Below are 14,875 nucleotides of genomic sequence, written 5' to 3'. Positions count from 1 at the left end.
CTACTTACCTTTGCAAAAAATACTTTCATGTCAAAAAGTTTTTCCGATTTAGGAATTAATACTGAACTTCAACAAAGTTTAACCCATTTACAAATTTCTGTACCCACAGATATTCAAGAAAAAACAATTCCCATTATCCTAACTCAAAATCAAGATGTAGTAGCTTTAGCTAAAACAGGTACGGGTAAAACTGCAGCTTTTGGATTGCCTTTATTACAGTTAATAGATACAAGTAACCCAAATATTCAGGCTGTTATTTTAGCACCAACAAGAGAATTAGGGCAGCAAATTAGTGTAAACTTAACATCTTTTGCTACGCATATACCTTCAATATCTATAGCATCCGTTTGTGGAGGAATATCTATAAAACCGCAAATTGAACGTTTAAAAAATGAAACTCATATTGTGGTTGCAACTCCAGGGCGTTTGGCAGACTTAGTAAAGCGTGAAGCTATTAATATTAAAAACATATCATATTTTATCTTAGATGAAGCAGATGAAATGGTAAGTGCTTTAAAAGAAGGACTCGATAGTATTATTAAAGAAATTCCTAAGAAAAGAAGAACGTTATTATTTACCGCTACTTTGTCTGGTGCTATAAGGCAATTGGTAAATAATTATATGGCTAAAGAGGTTGTTCAAATTGAAGCCGATATGAAAACGGTTGGACATCAAGGAATAAAACATCAATATGTAGTTGTAGAACCCATAGAAAAGTTAGAAGTACTCTTACATTTTTTAGCATCAAGAGAAAGAGAAAGAGGTATTATTTTTTGTAAAACCAAAGCAGCAGTTAACAAACTAGCTAAGAATTTAGCCATTAATAAATTTTCTTCAGGAGCCATTCATGGTAGCTTAACACAAGGAATTCGTGATCGAATAATGGAACAGTTCAGAGCCGGACATATTGATATTTTAGTAGCTACTGATTTGGCAGCTCGTGGTATTGATGTAAAAGAAGTGGCTTATGTTGTAAACTATCATTTACCTGATACTTATGACGCCTATGCGCATAGAAGTGGAAGAACAGCTAGGGCAGGAGCTAAAGGGCTTTCTTTAAGTATTATTCAGCAAGAAGAAGTAGAGGATATTCCTGATTTAGAAGAAGTGTTAGGTATTACTTTCCGTCAGTTTAAGAAAGCAGATGCAAAAAGTATAGAAGAAAATAATACATTATTATGGGCAAAAAAAATATTTAAAACCAAACCTAATAGAACGGTTTCAGAAGAATTTAAATATAAAATAAAAACGGTATTTCATCATTTAACAAAAGAGGAATTAATTGAGAAAGTTTTAGCACATCACTTAGCACAACAGGGAACGAATGATAAACTTAAAAAAGGTGCTCAAAAAAACAAGAAATAATCATGGCAAATAGTATTAAAGATCAACAAGAGATTTTAACAAAACTGAATATCCATGAGTTAAATTCAATGCAAAAAGAAGCCGTAGCTGTTATTGAAAAAACAACCAATGTTATTTTACTTTCTCCAACAGGAACAGGAAAAACATTGGCATTTTTACTGCCGCTAATCAAAAAATTAGATCCGAATTGTTCAGAAGTACAAGCTTTAATTTTAGTCCCTTCTCGTGAATTAGCCATCCAAATAGAACAAGTGGTTAGAAATATGGGATCTGGGTTTAAAGTAAATGCGGTTTACGGAGGTAGGGCAATGGCTAAAGATAAAATTGAGTTAAAACATCCGCCTGCTATTTTAATAGGAACACCTGGAAGAATTTCAGATCACTTTAATAATGATCGTTTTTCTAAAAATTATATAAAAACTATTGTTTTAGATGAATTTGACAAGTCTTTAGAAGTTGGGTTTGAGTACGAAATGAGAGGAATTATAAATCAAATCCCTAGTATAAATAAACGTATTTTGACTTCTGCTACTCAAGGAGTTGAAGTTCCTGATTTTGTGCGTTTAGATAACCCTACCATCATTAATTATTTAAAGAATAAAACTGCTTCAAAACTAGAAATAAAGACGGTAATTTCATCTTCAAAAAATAAAATAAAAACTTTAGTTGATTTGCTATTGCATATTGGAAATCAACCTGGTATTGTTTTTTGTAATGTAAAAGATAGTATTACAGAAGTTAGTAACGCTTTGAAAAAAAATAAAATTAGTCATACTTGTTTTTCTGGCGGTATGGAGCAAAGAGATCGTGAGCGTTCTTTAATTAAATTTAGAAACGGAACCTCTCAATTATTAATTGCTACAGATTTGGCAGCAAGAGGAATTGACATTCCTGAAATGAAATTTATTATTCATTATGAGCTTCCAAGAGCAATAGAAGAGTTTACGCATAGAAATGGACGTACCGCAAGGGTGAATGCTAAAGGAGCTGCTTATGTATTAAAATGGGAAAAGGAATTGTTACCGGAATTTATAAAGAAAACAAAAGCAATAGATATTACTAAAAAAGCGGTATGGAAACCTCAATTTTGGACTACTTTATTCATTTCTGGAGGAAGAAAAGATAAAATATCAAAAGGAGATATTGCTGGACTTTTTTTTAAAGAAGGAAACCTAACTAAAGATCAATTAGGAGTTATAGAATTAAAACAAGATTGTGCATTTGTATCTGTTCCATTAAGTATTGCAGATGAATTAGCAAAAAAATTAAACAATTCTCGACTAAAAAAGAAAAAAGTAAGAGTTTCAGTTATTTAATCGTTAGATTGATAGCGAAGGGGTTAATTCTCCAATAACTTTCATCGAGGTAGTTCGTTTTCCAGCTCCCTTGTGTATATAAAAACCAATACTCTCAAAGCTAAAGAGGGTATTGGTTTTTAAATTTATAACTTTACTCCTTGAATTGAATCTAATTTAGTTTTAGCAACTTGATACGTTTTCTTTAAGCTTGCACTATTCTTAAAATACTTACCAAAAGTATATGCTTTTTTAATAGATTTCATTGTTTTTTCATAGAGCCCATTTTTGTAATAAACAATATGCTCGTACTCTGCAAAATAGATATCGTTTTGGGTTTTAGCGCCGTGTTTTTTGGCTAATTCTAAGTATTCTAAGGCTTTTTTATATTGCTTTTTTTGATAAAACATAACAGACATAAACTCGTATCCTTTAGGTAAATTAGGAATTAATTCGGTACTCTTTTTATAACAAGCCAATGCTTTGTCATATTCATTATTATAATAATACGCCATTCCTAAAGACCAAATAGCCGCAGCGCTATCAGGATACATATCTACTACTTTTTTAAAGTACTTTTGAGCCTTAGGGTAATCTTCCTCTACCAAAAGAGCATATTCGGCCTGCATAATGTCTCTTTCAGATTTTAATGTAGTTTTTTTAGATAAATTATAGGCTTTAGTAACCAGTTTTTTATATTCCTCTGGATCTTGTACATAAAATCCACTCATTAAAATACCACTTGGATAATTAGGATCTAATTCAATAATTTTTTCAACTTTTTTTTCAAACTCTTTTTTATCTCCATAAAAATAAAAGTTGGCAGATACATCATTAAAAAGTTGATGCACTTCCGCTACTTTAGAGTCTACAGCTAAGGTAAAACCATGTGTTTTTAAATTTACTGGTGCATACTTTTTTACAAATTCATCTTCTAAGGCACGTTCTGATTTTTGAGCTTGACAAGTTAAAGCTACTAAGTGAATTACTATCATTAAAAGAATACTTAAACATTTTAACATAATTACTTTTTTAAGGTTATTTATGCTAAAAATAAACTCAATAGAAGCACCTTTTTAAAAAAGTATACCATGCCAAAGTTATCAATGCCAAAAAGGGCAAAAGTGTATAGGTTCTAATCTGAGTTCTATTAATATCTTATTGATAATTAGTTTCTTTTAAAACTAAAATGTCACTTCCGAGTGAAATTATTTGTAATGAAATGGAAAATAATTTTATATCGAGAAGTTTTCATTTTCGGAATTGTTTTCGATACATTTTTTATTCCGTTATCACTTCATAAAAAACACTCAAACTGACATTCACAGGAGTTTAAAAGCTCAATTTTTAGTAGTGGTAATAATCCAATTCAGGTGAAAATGAATATCACTTTGAGTGAAATTATTTGTAATACTATGAAAACTCATTTTTTATCGAGAAGTTTATGCTTGTAGAATAGTTCTCGATACGTCTTCCTTTGATTAACACTCGAACTGACGATTGGGATATAATTAACTGCCTAGATATAAGTATGCGGAGTATCGGGTCGAAAATAGTTTAACAAAACTATTAGAAGTAAGATATCTGGGGAATTAACCCCTAGGATATCAATTTTGCAATTAAATAAAAGTTACATTTATAATAATTGAACTCAGTTTCTATGAATTTGATAGTAAGGAAGTCACTTTGGTTAAATAACTTGAGCCAATAGGTATTTCAATAGTACCAATTTCTACATCTTTTTGGGTATAAGCAGTTATTTTATCTAGCGCTATAATATAAGAGCGATGCGTACGTAAAAACAGGTTTGAAGGAAGCAACCCTTCTATTTTACCAATATTACTTTTTACCACAATTTTTTTATCAGAAGTATGAATTCTAACATAATCCTTTAAACTTTCAATATATAGAATCTCCTTAAAAATTACCTTAATTTGCTTCTTATTTACATTTACATAGAAAAAAGTAGTAATACTATCATCATCCTTTGAAAAAGAAACATGCGTTCGTTCATAATACCGGTCAATAGCTTTAACAAATCGATTAAAAGAAATTGGTTTTAACAAATAATCTACAATATCTAAATCATAACCTTCTATGGCATATTCTCTATAAGCAGTTGTAATAATTACTTTTGGTGGTTTTTGTAATGCTTTTAAAAAATCTAAACCTTTTAAAACAGGCATTTCAATATCTAAAAAAAGCAAATCTATTTTTTCTTTTTTCAAAATTTCAAAAGCTTCTACAGCACTATAACAACTAGCAACAATTTCTAAGTTAGTTACTAATTGTATGTGGTTCTTTAATAAATCTATTGCAGGAGATTCATCATCAACAAGTAAACATCGTACCATTTTAATTTATTTTAAGCGTCAGTTTTAAATTAAAAGACAAATCAGATTCTTCAATATCTAATGTGTGTTTTTCAGGATAAATCAAATCTAATTGTCGTTGGATATTTATAAGACCAATACCATTTTTATACATATTCTCTTTAGTGTTGTATGTGTCCGTTATTTTTGTATTCCAAACAGTAAACGTTATATGCGTATCAAACTGCGTTAATACAATTTTAATTTTGGGTTTAACAACACTATCTCTAACCCCATGTTTAAAAGCATTTTCTACTATAGATAAAAGGAGTAGTGGAGCTATAGAAACGCCTTTTTTTAAAAGCTTTTTTTCAAACACTATTTGCAAACGATCTCCATATTTAATCTGCTCTAAAGCTATGTAATTTTCTATAGTATGTATTTCTTCTGTTAAAGGAACGGAGTTTTGCTGACTTCTATATAAAATATAATCTAATATTTCAGAAAGTTGCAATACCATATCTGGTGCCTTTGGAGATTTAGTAATTACATAAGAATATAAATTATTCAAGGTATTAAATAAAAAATGAGGATTTAATTGCCCTTTCAAGTATTTTAGCTCTGTTGCTATTTTTTCTTTTTCTAATTGAAGCACCTTTTCACGTTCCTTTTCTCGCTCTTTATTCGTATTAAAAAAATACATGATTAAAGCAGGAAAATGAAAAGAAAACATGTAAAAAGGAAAATCACCCAAACTAATGAGTGGATAAGGGCCTTCCGCACAATATTTATCTAAGTAATAATAGCCTACTAAACGAAATAAAAATACCAAAACCCCAATCATAAAAATCATGGAAACCCCAAAAGCTATATACTTTTTAGGTTTTAAATAAGAAGGCACTTGCCAGTTATTAAAAGCATACGTAGCTATTATTATTAAAGGGAATTTAAATAATGTATTTTCTAAGGATTGTTGAAACAGTTCAGAACTAGTGGAAGCAAAAACATAAAAAAGAAAAATTACAATCCAAAAGACAAGATGTTCTACAATTATTTTTTTATCAAAATTCATAACAGGAAATATAATGAAATTATAAGCTTATTACAGGTTTAATCGATATTTGATGTGTGTAGGTATACAAAGAATGAAAAAGAGTATAAAAACTTAAAAGTAGATGGTTACTTTTTATACGTATACAAGTACTGCTTATTTATCTATTAAAGGAGTTTAAGCATTAGTTATTATTTAGATTCGTGATTTTAATCGCAAGGGAAATAATTCCCGATGCTTTATATCGGGGCAGTTTAATATATAAATCACTCATATATGTTTTCAATACAAAAAACCATAATCATTACAATTTTAGTAGCCGTATTAGTTAATTGTTCTTCTATAAAAAGGTTACATAAAACACCTATAGGTTTAATAAATAATGTTTCATATAAAGATGCTAAGTTTAATAATTCTAATGTCTCAAATGGATTTTTAGTACGCTATAAAAAAAGAATGTATGCAATTACTGCAAAACACATTTTAATTATGACAAAAACAGATAAAATGAAGTTTGTTGATTTTGAGGGCGAATTAAAACAATGGAAAATGCATCCTAAAAACGATAGTACACAGTATGTTATTCTTGATAAACTTTTAAATACAAATAAAAAAGATTCACTTACTTGGAGCTATATGGGCACTAACTGGGAAACTTATAATGATTGGTTGGTATTTTCAATAAAAGAGCATAAAGCAAAGCATAAACCTTTACAATTTAGAGAAAAACCTCTTAAAAAAGGAGAAAAACTATACGTTTTAGGTTGGTCCTATAAAGATACCATGGGCTCGCAACGTATGTATGAATACATATTTGATGAAATAGACGGAAACTATTACAACCTAAAGCAACTTAAAGGCCCCAAAAGTTTAGGCGGATTAAGCGGAGCTCCTGTAGTTGATAAAAGAGGACAGGTGGTAGGCTTAGTTAGTTCTGGTTGGCAAGACGAAAAAACAAAAGAAGTATTTATACAAGCTACCAGTATGAAAAACGTATTGACGTTTCTTTCTAAACTAAATTAGCTTTATTTAATAATAACCTGAATTTGATTATTATTAAAGCCAATATCTAAACTCTTTATTGTCAGTTCGAGTGATTTTTAAGAAGTGACAACGGAGTAAAAATTGTATCGAGAACTATTCTACTAACGAAAACTTCTCGATACAAAATGAGTTTCCATTTCATTACAAATAATTTCACTCGAAGTGACGTGACATTTTAGTTTTAAAGAGGCATTATCAACTCGACGTTACTTTATCTTGAGAACCTTTGTAAATTAAGGATGTCATTGAGAAAAAAATGGAATTTAATGGAATTTTTTGTGGCAATCTGCTAATACCATTTTAACCTAAAAATAAATTTCCCCGATGCAAAACATCGGGGAATTAAAATCTTGGTTATTGTGTCCTTGTAATTAAAAATAGTATTGTTATTATTTATAGAGATATTTAGAAAGCTTATTATTCTAAATAATCTAACGGGTTTAGGTGTTTCCCATGTTGCTTTACTTCATAATGTAAATGTGGTCCAGTAGAAAAACCTGTATTTCCCACATAACCAATAACCTCTCCTTTTTTTACTTTTTGATTTTCACTTACATTAAAACCATCCAAATGCGCATACCAAGTTTCATAACCATCTGTATGCGTCATAACAATTAAATTTCCCCATTTATTTTCTAAAGAAACTTTTGAAATTACACCATCGGCTGTTGCAAATACAGGCGTTCCTATTTTTGCTTTAATATCAATACCCTGGTGTGTTTTCTCTTTTTTTATTTTTGGATGCCTTGCTTTTTTTCCAAAATGTGAGGTAATATCATTTTTGGTCGCATTTTTAACTGGAAATAGAAACGAAGGTGTACTAAAAGACTCTGAAGTAACTTCGCCGTTTAGGTAGCCATCATCTTCAATAGCTGGTGAGGTAAATGCAAAAATTAATAAAACACAAACAGGTAGTAATGCTATGTATGTAAGCTTATTAAGACTATTAGATTTGGGTTTTGTCATCATGGTAACTCGTTTTTTAAGAATAGATTGGTTAAAATAGTTATATAAATTATTGGGTTTTGAAATTTCAAGATTTTGCAACAGTACTTGCAGATAATCAGAAGTTTTAACTCCATTATTTAGCACGCCCTTATCAGCTTGAAACTCATGTACAGATTTTAAAGACTTTCTATAAAGGTAGAGTAGTGGGTTAAACCAAAAGAAAGCAATATAGATTTCGGTAAAAATAACATCCCAAGAATGTTTTAACTTAATATGCACTTTTTCATGGGCTATAATTTGATCGTCTAATTGCTCAATATTCCTTTTAGGAATAAAAATCCAGTTAAAGTAAGAAAAAGTTTCTGGCACATTAGCTATAACCAGTTTATAAGTACTCTTTTTAATGGTTTTAGCGTTACTTTTTAACATATATAGTTGTATGATTGCTCCTAAAATTCGTATCAATAAAATGGATAACACCAATACATATAGAAATAGTAAAGCTGAAGAATAATCAAGAAAAGAGGAAGTTATAGGCTGTTTAACAACTTGTAATTGTTCTGTAATGTTATTTAATTGAATATATTCAAATACAGGAACTTCAATAGCTTTAGAGGCAATTGATGGAAAAAAATTGTTTGAATAAGGAATTAATATAGAAACAGGAAGTATTAATACCAATACAATTCTGTTTAGATTATGAAATGTTAACCTTTCTAAAAATACCTTATATAAAACGTAGAGTACCGAAAAAGTTAAAGTAACTTGTAGTAGATACACTAAACTATTCATTAGTTGCTTTTAATTTTTCAATTTTACTTTCAAGCATTAGCTTCATATTTTCAAGTTCCGTAAGGTTTAAATCTTCATTATTAGTAAAAAATAAAGCAAACTTACTAGGAGAGCCACTAAAGAAGTTTTTAATTACTTCCTTCATATGTCTTTTAAAATAATTGTCTTTTGAAATGGTTGCTGAGTACTGACGGATTTTACCATAAGTATCATATTTCAAAAACTCTTTTTTAACTAAAACCCTTACTACTGTTGATATTGTAGTGTATGCAGGTTTAGGTTCTGGAAACTGCTCTACAATATCTTTAAGAAAGGCTTTTTCAAGTTTCCATACGTATTGCATTACTTGTTCTTCGGCTTTTGTTAATTCATTCATAGGGCAAATATATAATTTTTTCACAACTATAACTATAATTATAGTCATAAAACTATATTTATAGTTATATAGGTGCTGATTAATAAAAATTGGATTAAAAAATTAAGCGAAAAAATCTATATGTCATTACATATTTTGCAGTGATAGCAAGATTTTATATGGCACAAAATTATAGTCGAACTTATTTTTATATTTAACAGATAAAGAGTTTCTTTTAAAATTAAAATATCACTTGAAACTCATTTTGTATGGAGAAGTTTTCGTTTGTAGAATAGTTCTCGATACATCTTCCTTTGGTCAACACTCGAACTGACATTAAAGACAAAAATTAAAAATTGACCAACGTCATTGCGAGGTGTTAAAGCAATCTTTCCTTCAGACAAACAGATTATTATCTTAAAAAGTCTTCTTGAAAACTAGTAATAAAATCATGAATATAATTTTTATTCTTATTGGTTGTTTTTACTACTAAATAATGGTTACGTTTCAGTCCATTTTTACCAATTCTTTTAAAAACAAGATCTTCAGATAGCTTAAAAGGAGCTAGTTGCCATTTTGGAGCACACATAATTCCCATATTAGCTTCAATCATAGATAAGGTTATTTCTGTATAAGGAATCGCCGTTATTTTTTTAGGAGTAATTTTATTGGGTTTTAAAAATTGATCATAAACAGCTACGCTTTCTATTGGAAAACTATTAATAAGTAAATGGGCATCCAAAAAATGACTAGCCTCTAAATAGTTATATTGATTATAAAGACTTTCTTTATGTATTACTGCAAAAATTTCATCATCATATATTTTTATACTTGTTAATTCTTCAGATACAGGTTTAGAAACTACAATAGCTATGTCTATTTCATTAGATATTACTTGTGATATGGTTTGTTGTGTAGCTCCTAAAGTTAAATCTACCTCAATTTCTGGATAAAGCATTCCCATTTTTTGTATAAACCCAGGAATGGTATGAAAAAAAGATTGGCATTCTGCAGATAATTTAATAGTACCTCTTGCGCCTTCTTTTATATTTTTAATTTTACTAAAGCCATCATCAATAGCATTAAATAATGTATTGGCTAAATTATATAACTCAACACCTTCATTAGTAAGCTTCCATTTATTTCTGCTTCTATGAAATACTTTAAAACCTAAACGTTCTTCTAAATCTTTTAGCTGATGGCTTAATGCAGATTGTGTTAAAAATAACCGCTCAGAAGAATTAGCAATACTTCCTTCATCGGCTATTGTTTTAATAAGTCTAAAATATTTTAACTCCATATTTCAAAGATACAATTCAATAGAAAATAATGTAGTTGAATTTTTTTCAATGAATACTATTTAAATATTCAATTAACTTTCTATCATACTTGTGTTTACTGCTCTAATTTTGAGTCAAGAAAGATGTAGTTGTACATCGTACAGACCATCATTCAACTTTATTTGATACTGTATCAATAAACTCACTTAAAAAATTAGATATAAAAAATGAAAACGATAGGCTTAATAGGAGGAATGGGTTGGGAGTCTTCCAAACTTTATTATGAACAAATTAATAAAAGGACCAATATTATGTTAGGAGGTTCACACTCGGCAAAAATAATTATGGTGTCTGTTGATTTTGCTGAAATAGAAAAACTAACCTTTAATAACAATTGGGATGCCATTGGAACTATAGTAAGCAATAGCGCTAAGCAATTAGAAAGGGCAGGAGCAGACATGGTGGTATTATGTACCAACCTAATTCATATAGTAAGTGAACAAATAAAAAAAAGTATCTCCATTCCGTTTATACATATTGCTGATGCTACAGGAGAAGCAATTAAAAATAATAACCTTCAAAAAGTATTGCTTTTAGGAACTAAATATACTATGGAGAAAAATTTTTACACTAAAGTTTTACATGAATCGTATGGTTTAGAGGTTAGCATTCCTAATAAGGACGATAGAAATACCATTCATACTATTATTTATACCGAATTATTAAAAGGACTATTTACTGAGCAATCAAAAAACGTTCTTTTAAAAATTATAGAAAAAGCCCAGCACAATGGTACAGAAGGGGTAATATTAGGCTGTACTGAATTGCCAATACTTATGAATAATAGTAATGTGGCTATACCAACTTTTAATACTGGAAGTATTCACGTTAATAAAGCGGTTCATTTATCATTAAACTAAACTACTGTACTTAATCTTTAATCAAAATATAATGAAAACCATCAAAGTCCTAACGCTAGTATTATTAGCCAACATATTCTGTTCATTTTCACAAGAAAACCAATTAAAAAAGCACTTATTATTTTATAGTTCTTTTGACGGAACATCATCAGCAGATATATTTAAAGGAGACAAAAAAATTTATACTGCTAAAAATTATAAAGAAGCTGCCAATGCTAAAGCAGGTTTAAACGATGTTAATGTGGTTTTAGCTAAAGGAAAAGGAGTTGTTGGAGACGCTATTCACTTTAAAAAAGCAAAAACATCGGCTATTTTTTATAAGGCATATAAAAATGTAGGATACAATAGTACTTCATGGAGTGGTACTATATCTTTTTGGTTACGTTTAGATCCCAACAAAGAATTGGCGCCTCATTACTGTGATCCCATTTGCATAACAGATTCTAAATGGAGTGATGCTGGTTTATGGGTAGATTTTACCAACCATACACCAAGGAAGTTTAGGTTTGGAGCCATGGGAGATATTGCAGTTTGGGATCCTAAGGGCAATAGTAATGAAACAGCTTGGAATAAACGTACGGTTACTGTAAATCCATCTCCATTTCAGTCAAAAACTTGGACACATGTTGCCATGGTTTTCTCCAATGTAAATACAAATCAGCCTGTATTTAAACTGTATCTTAATGGTACCTATAAAGGCATCATAAAAAATATAAACGATCCGTTTACTTGGAAAGCAGAAAAAGGAAAAATTATGTTAGGACTTGGGTATATTGGTTTTATGGATGAGCTAGCTATTTTTAACAAGTCCTTAAACTCAAAAGAAATAGAAGCTGTTTTTAAGTTAAAAAATGGTATAAAATCTTTATAATAAGTTGCACCCATGTAAGCATACGGGATATTTAATCGAAAATATAAAAAAACAGGTTATTAGTAAAACAAAAAAAGCTGCATCAAGGGGATACAGCATATTTAAGGGAAATAATCAAATCTTATAGGATTCAATTACACGGCAAAACTATAAAGGATTAAAATACTGTATATTAAGTAAAAGTTAAACAATTATTAATAAATAGTTTTTAAGTGTAACTTTTTAACTAACTATTTTATAACCACTATACAATTAAAAGTAAAAGGGTATTGATGCTTTTTCTTATAATATAACTGTACAAACTTTTTTTTCTGAAAAATTTTCTTGTACAAAGGTGTACCAATCTGTCTTGTACAAACTTTTTTTTTGCATTTTTTTTCTTGTACAAAGCTGTACAAACTTTTTTTTCTGAAAAATTTTCTTGTACAAGGGTGTACCAATCTGTCTTGTACAAACTTTTTTTTTGTTTTTTTTTCTTGTACAAAGCTGTACAAACTTTTTTCTCTCAAAAAAAATCTTGTACAAATCTTTTCTATCTCAAAAGTACTCAAACTGACAATAAGAAGTTTAAATGTTATTTTTTATAATAATCGAACTTAGGTTAATAAGTAAGTGTAAATATGCATTAAATTGAATCTATACACGTAATTTTTGCTTTACCTGTTCTATGTACTTGTCAAGTAAGTATGTTGTAGTATCAAGTTCTTTTGCTTTTTTATAGTATTGTAAAGCTTTTTTATAGTCACCATTATCATAATGATAAATACCAAAATTAAGATGACAATATGAATTAGCATCATCTAATGTCATTGACTTTTCAAGGTCTTTAAAACCTTCTTCTTTTTTACCAAGTTTAATCTTTGCAAAACCTCTATTATTTAATGCATAAGCAAAATTTTCTTCTAGTGCTATTGCTTCTTCAAAATCCTTTAATGCATTTTCATAATCTTCTATTATATTATAAGTATAACCTCTATTATTAAGTGCAATACTATTTTTAGGATTAAGTTCAATAGCTTTTTGGTAGTCAGTCAATGCCTCATTATATGCACCAAAAAAAGATTTTATGAGTCCTGAGTTACTGTAATCATTTGAATCAAGTTTATTTTTAAATTCATTACAGTATATATTATTAACTCTTAACGCATTATCATAATCTTTAATCTGTAAATAAGCACTAATTAATAATTGGTAAATAACTCTTTCACGATAACCTTTTTCATAAATTTTTTCAAATTCTACAGCAGCAAGATCATATTCTTGGTTGTTATAATGTTCAACTCCAAGATTATATTCAATAGGTGTTTTTTTAAACTTCAATAAATTTAATATTTGTTTTCCATCATTAAAAACGGTAGTTCCATCATAAAGTTCTATAGCATTTTTACTAGGAACAATATTAATGAAGAAATCGTAATAAGTTGAAACATTGAAAAAAAACAAAATATACTTAACATAGTCATTTAACTCAGTAAAAAAAACTAAATAACTTAAAAATATAGATAGACCTAATGAAGCTATAGGTCCCATTAAATTAATGACTATTTGTTTATTAACAGAAAGTATTTCTTGCTCTAACACACAAAGCCCAATATTCCAGTTAAACGGTTTTTTATTAAAAAAAAGTTCTAATCTTCCAATAACTACTTTTACACTTTCTTTTGGATCTCCATAAGAACCTAAATATAATGTTACTTTCTTATTTGTTAGTAATAATGCAGGAATACCATGTCCTAATTCATGAATTAAAGTAGAAAAAGGTCTTAATATTATCGTAAAAAGAAATAAGAAAACTAAGTAGTAAAAAAATAGCATAGCATATATTTTATTTTTCTCAGATGCAAATATCAAAAAAAATCCTGTAATAAATGTTTTTGCATTACTTGATTATTTTTAACTGATAAGTAAAAAATAAAAGGGTTGTCTTATTTTTGCATTTTATTTTTATAAACCCTGAAACTTGTTAGAAAAAAGACAACAATTACCCCAAGAACAATTTACAAATACAGATTATTTTATATTCTGTTTAGAAGCTGTTCATGACATAGAAGTAGACAAGGTTACGCCAACACAAGAAAAACTAGAGGCCTTAACCATGCAATATGGAATTGCCAGTATTCATAAAACCTGCGATACTATTGAAGGTTTAGAAGCTAGTTTAAATACCTTGGTTTTAGATGATCATAATTTTAAAAACTATGAAATCATTTATTTGGTAATGACAGGAGAAGCCAATAGTATTTGTTTAAATGATTACTATTATAGTTTACAGGAAATTGCTGAGATTTTTGAAGGGAGATTAAATGATAAAGTATTACATTTTTCAAATGCGAAAGTGCTTGATTTAGACGAAGAGGAGGCACAGTATTTTTTAGATATTACAGGTGCTAAAGCCATTTCTGGCTATGGGAATGAATTTAATGGAATAACGAGTTCTAATTTAGATAAAGTGTTCTTTAATCTATTTAAAGAGGATGATAATATGTTTGAGGTGGTAGAACAACTTTACCAAAAACATTATAAACTGTGCAAACTACTGGATTTTAGGTTGTATTATTAAATTTAAGTTTTAAAAAGTAAAAGTAATACAAAGGTTACAATATCCCGAAGTAGTTTATTGTATAGATAAAACTGTAAATAGT

At 28.8% G+C, this 14,875-nt stretch carries 13 protein-coding genes; 6 read left to right on the top strand and 7 right to left on the bottom strand.

Features of this window, described 5'->3' with window-relative positions; all coding sequences use genetic code 11:
* The first annotated feature begins 27 nt into the window (after positions 1-27).
* Positions 28-1,365 (top strand): DEAD/DEAH box helicase, encoded by a 1,338-nt coding sequence (locus ABNT65_RS04755; protein ID WP_348747320.1) that lies wholly within the window; start codon positions 28-30, stop codon positions 1,363-1,365.
* A gap of 2 nt (positions 1,366-1,367) precedes the next feature.
* On the top strand, positions 1,368-2,681 hold the full coding sequence (locus ABNT65_RS04750; protein WP_348747319.1) for a DEAD/DEAH box helicase: 1,314 nt from the start codon (positions 1,368-1,370) through the stop codon (positions 2,679-2,681).
* A 125-nt stretch (positions 2,682-2,806) separates the two neighbouring features.
* Here the strand turns inward: ABNT65_RS04750 and ABNT65_RS04745 are convergent, their stop codons facing one another.
* The 3 genes from ABNT65_RS04745 to ABNT65_RS04735 all read right to left on the bottom strand — a co-directional run bounded on the left by ABNT65_RS04745 (position 2,807) and on the right by ABNT65_RS04735 (position 6,044).
* Positions 2,807-3,682 carry a tetratricopeptide repeat protein gene (locus ABNT65_RS04745; protein WP_348747318.1) on the bottom strand — a complete coding sequence of 292 codons (876 nt, stop codon included), beginning with the start codon at positions 3,680-3,682 and terminating at the stop codon, positions 2,807-2,809.
* 636 nt (positions 3,683-4,318) lie between these two features.
* The gene (locus tag ABNT65_RS04740) at positions 4,319-5,014 is read right to left on the bottom strand and encodes a LytTR family DNA-binding domain-containing protein (protein WP_348747317.1); all 696 of its coding nucleotides are present in this window, start codon (positions 5,012-5,014) and stop codon (positions 4,319-4,321) included.
* 1 nt (position 5,015) lies between these two features.
* Positions 5,016-6,044, bottom strand: a complete 1,029-nt coding sequence (locus ABNT65_RS04735; RefSeq protein WP_348740002.1) for a sensor histidine kinase — start codon at positions 6,042-6,044, stop codon at positions 5,016-5,018.
* A gap of 255 nt (positions 6,045-6,299) precedes the next feature.
* Here ABNT65_RS04735 and ABNT65_RS04730 point away from each other — a divergent pair, with 255 nt between their 5' ends.
* Complete coding sequence (locus ABNT65_RS04730) at positions 6,300-7,046, top strand: trypsin-like peptidase domain-containing protein (RefSeq protein WP_348747316.1); 747 nt, start codon at positions 6,300-6,302, stop codon at positions 7,044-7,046.
* Between the two features lie 438 nt (positions 7,047-7,484).
* On the opposite strand, the gene ABNT65_RS04725 is transcribed toward ABNT65_RS04730, so the two are convergent.
* The 3 genes from ABNT65_RS04725 to ABNT65_RS04715 form a co-directional block, all read right to left on the bottom strand.
* A complete protein-coding gene (locus ABNT65_RS04725) occupies positions 7,485-8,807 on the bottom strand; it encodes a M23/M56 family metallopeptidase (RefSeq protein ID WP_348747315.1) in 1,323 nt (440 codons plus the stop codon).
* Positions 8,800-9,231, bottom strand: coding sequence for a BlaI/MecI/CopY family transcriptional regulator (locus ABNT65_RS04720; RefSeq protein ID WP_348747314.1), 432 nt, complete (start codon positions 9,229-9,231; stop codon positions 8,800-8,802). Before ABNT65_RS04720 ends, ABNT65_RS04725 begins: the two co-directional genes overlap by 8 nt.
* 343 nt (positions 9,232-9,574) lie before the next feature.
* Complete coding sequence (locus tag ABNT65_RS04715) at positions 9,575-10,462, bottom strand: LysR family transcriptional regulator (protein WP_348739995.1); 888 nt, start codon at positions 10,460-10,462, stop codon at positions 9,575-9,577.
* A 207-nt stretch (positions 10,463-10,669) separates the two neighbouring features.
* Here ABNT65_RS04715 and ABNT65_RS04710 point away from each other — a divergent pair, with 207 nt between their 5' ends.
* Positions 10,670-11,362: an aspartate/glutamate racemase family protein gene (locus tag ABNT65_RS04710; RefSeq protein ID WP_348747313.1), complete on the top strand. Its 693-nt coding sequence runs from the start codon at positions 10,670-10,672 to the stop codon at positions 11,360-11,362.
* 31 nt (positions 11,363-11,393) lie between these two features.
* Entirely contained in the window at positions 11,394-12,233 is an 840-nt protein-coding gene (locus ABNT65_RS04705; RefSeq protein WP_348747312.1) for a LamG-like jellyroll fold domain-containing protein, read from the top strand.
* A gap of 636 nt (positions 12,234-12,869) precedes the next feature.
* Here the strand turns inward: ABNT65_RS04705 and ABNT65_RS04700 are convergent.
* On the bottom strand, positions 12,870-14,048 hold the full coding sequence (locus ABNT65_RS04700) for a tetratricopeptide repeat protein (protein ID WP_348747311.1): 1,179 nt from the start codon (positions 14,046-14,048) through the stop codon (positions 12,870-12,872).
* Positions 14,049-14,193: 145 nt separating this feature from the next.
* On the opposite strand from ABNT65_RS04700, the gene ABNT65_RS04695 reads away from it, so the two are divergent.
* Positions 14,194-14,793, top strand: coding sequence for a DUF6642 family protein (locus tag ABNT65_RS04695; protein ID WP_348747310.1), 600 nt, complete (start codon positions 14,194-14,196; stop codon positions 14,791-14,793).
* Positions 14,794-14,875: the final 82 nt, after the last annotated feature.

It is taken from the genome of Tenacibaculum sp. 190524A02b, assembly GCF_964036645.1.
Lineage (GTDB): Bacteria > Bacteroidota > Bacteroidia > Flavobacteriales > Flavobacteriaceae > Polaribacter > Polaribacter vairaonense.
Note: the sequence above shows the minus strand (reverse complement) of the source record. Positions and strands in the feature narration are given on the sequence as shown.

What these genes read in the sequence shown, in the direction of transcription:
- ABNT65_RS04755 (WP_348747320.1), top strand. Translation starts at nt 28, where the DNA reads ATGTCAAAAAGTTTTTCCGATTTAGGAATTAATACTGAACTTCAACAA.
- ABNT65_RS04750 (WP_348747319.1), top strand. Translation starts at nt 1,368, where the DNA reads ATGGCAAATAGTATTAAAGATCAACAAGAGATTTTAACAAAACTGAAT.
- ABNT65_RS04745 (WP_348747318.1), bottom strand. Translation starts at nt 3,682, where the DNA reads ATGTTAAAATGTTTAAGTATTCTTTTAATGATAGTAATTCACTTAGTA.
- ABNT65_RS04740 (WP_348747317.1), bottom strand. Translation starts at nt 5,014, where the DNA reads ATGGTACGATGTTTACTTGTTGATGATGAATCTCCTGCAATAGATTTA.
- ABNT65_RS04735 (WP_348740002.1), bottom strand. Translation starts at nt 6,044, where the DNA reads ATGAATTTTGATAAAAAAATAATTGTAGAACATCTTGTCTTTTGGATT.
- ABNT65_RS04730 (WP_348747316.1), top strand. Translation starts at nt 6,300, where the DNA reads ATGTTTTCAATACAAAAAACCATAATCATTACAATTTTAGTAGCCGTA.
- ABNT65_RS04725 (WP_348747315.1), bottom strand. Translation starts at nt 8,807, where the DNA reads ATGAATAGTTTAGTGTATCTACTACAAGTTACTTTAACTTTTTCGGTA.
- ABNT65_RS04720 (WP_348747314.1), bottom strand. Translation starts at nt 9,231, where the DNA reads ATGACTATAATTATAGTTATAGTTGTGAAAAAATTATATATTTGCCCT.
- ABNT65_RS04715 (WP_348739995.1), bottom strand. Translation starts at nt 10,462, where the DNA reads ATGGAGTTAAAATATTTTAGACTTATTAAAACAATAGCCGATGAAGGA.
- ABNT65_RS04710 (WP_348747313.1), top strand. Translation starts at nt 10,670, where the DNA reads ATGAAAACGATAGGCTTAATAGGAGGAATGGGTTGGGAGTCTTCCAAA.
- ABNT65_RS04705 (WP_348747312.1), top strand. Translation starts at nt 11,394, where the DNA reads ATGAAAACCATCAAAGTCCTAACGCTAGTATTATTAGCCAACATATTC.
- ABNT65_RS04700 (WP_348747311.1), bottom strand. Translation starts at nt 14,048, where the DNA reads ATGCTATTTTTTTACTACTTAGTTTTCTTATTTCTTTTTACGATAATA.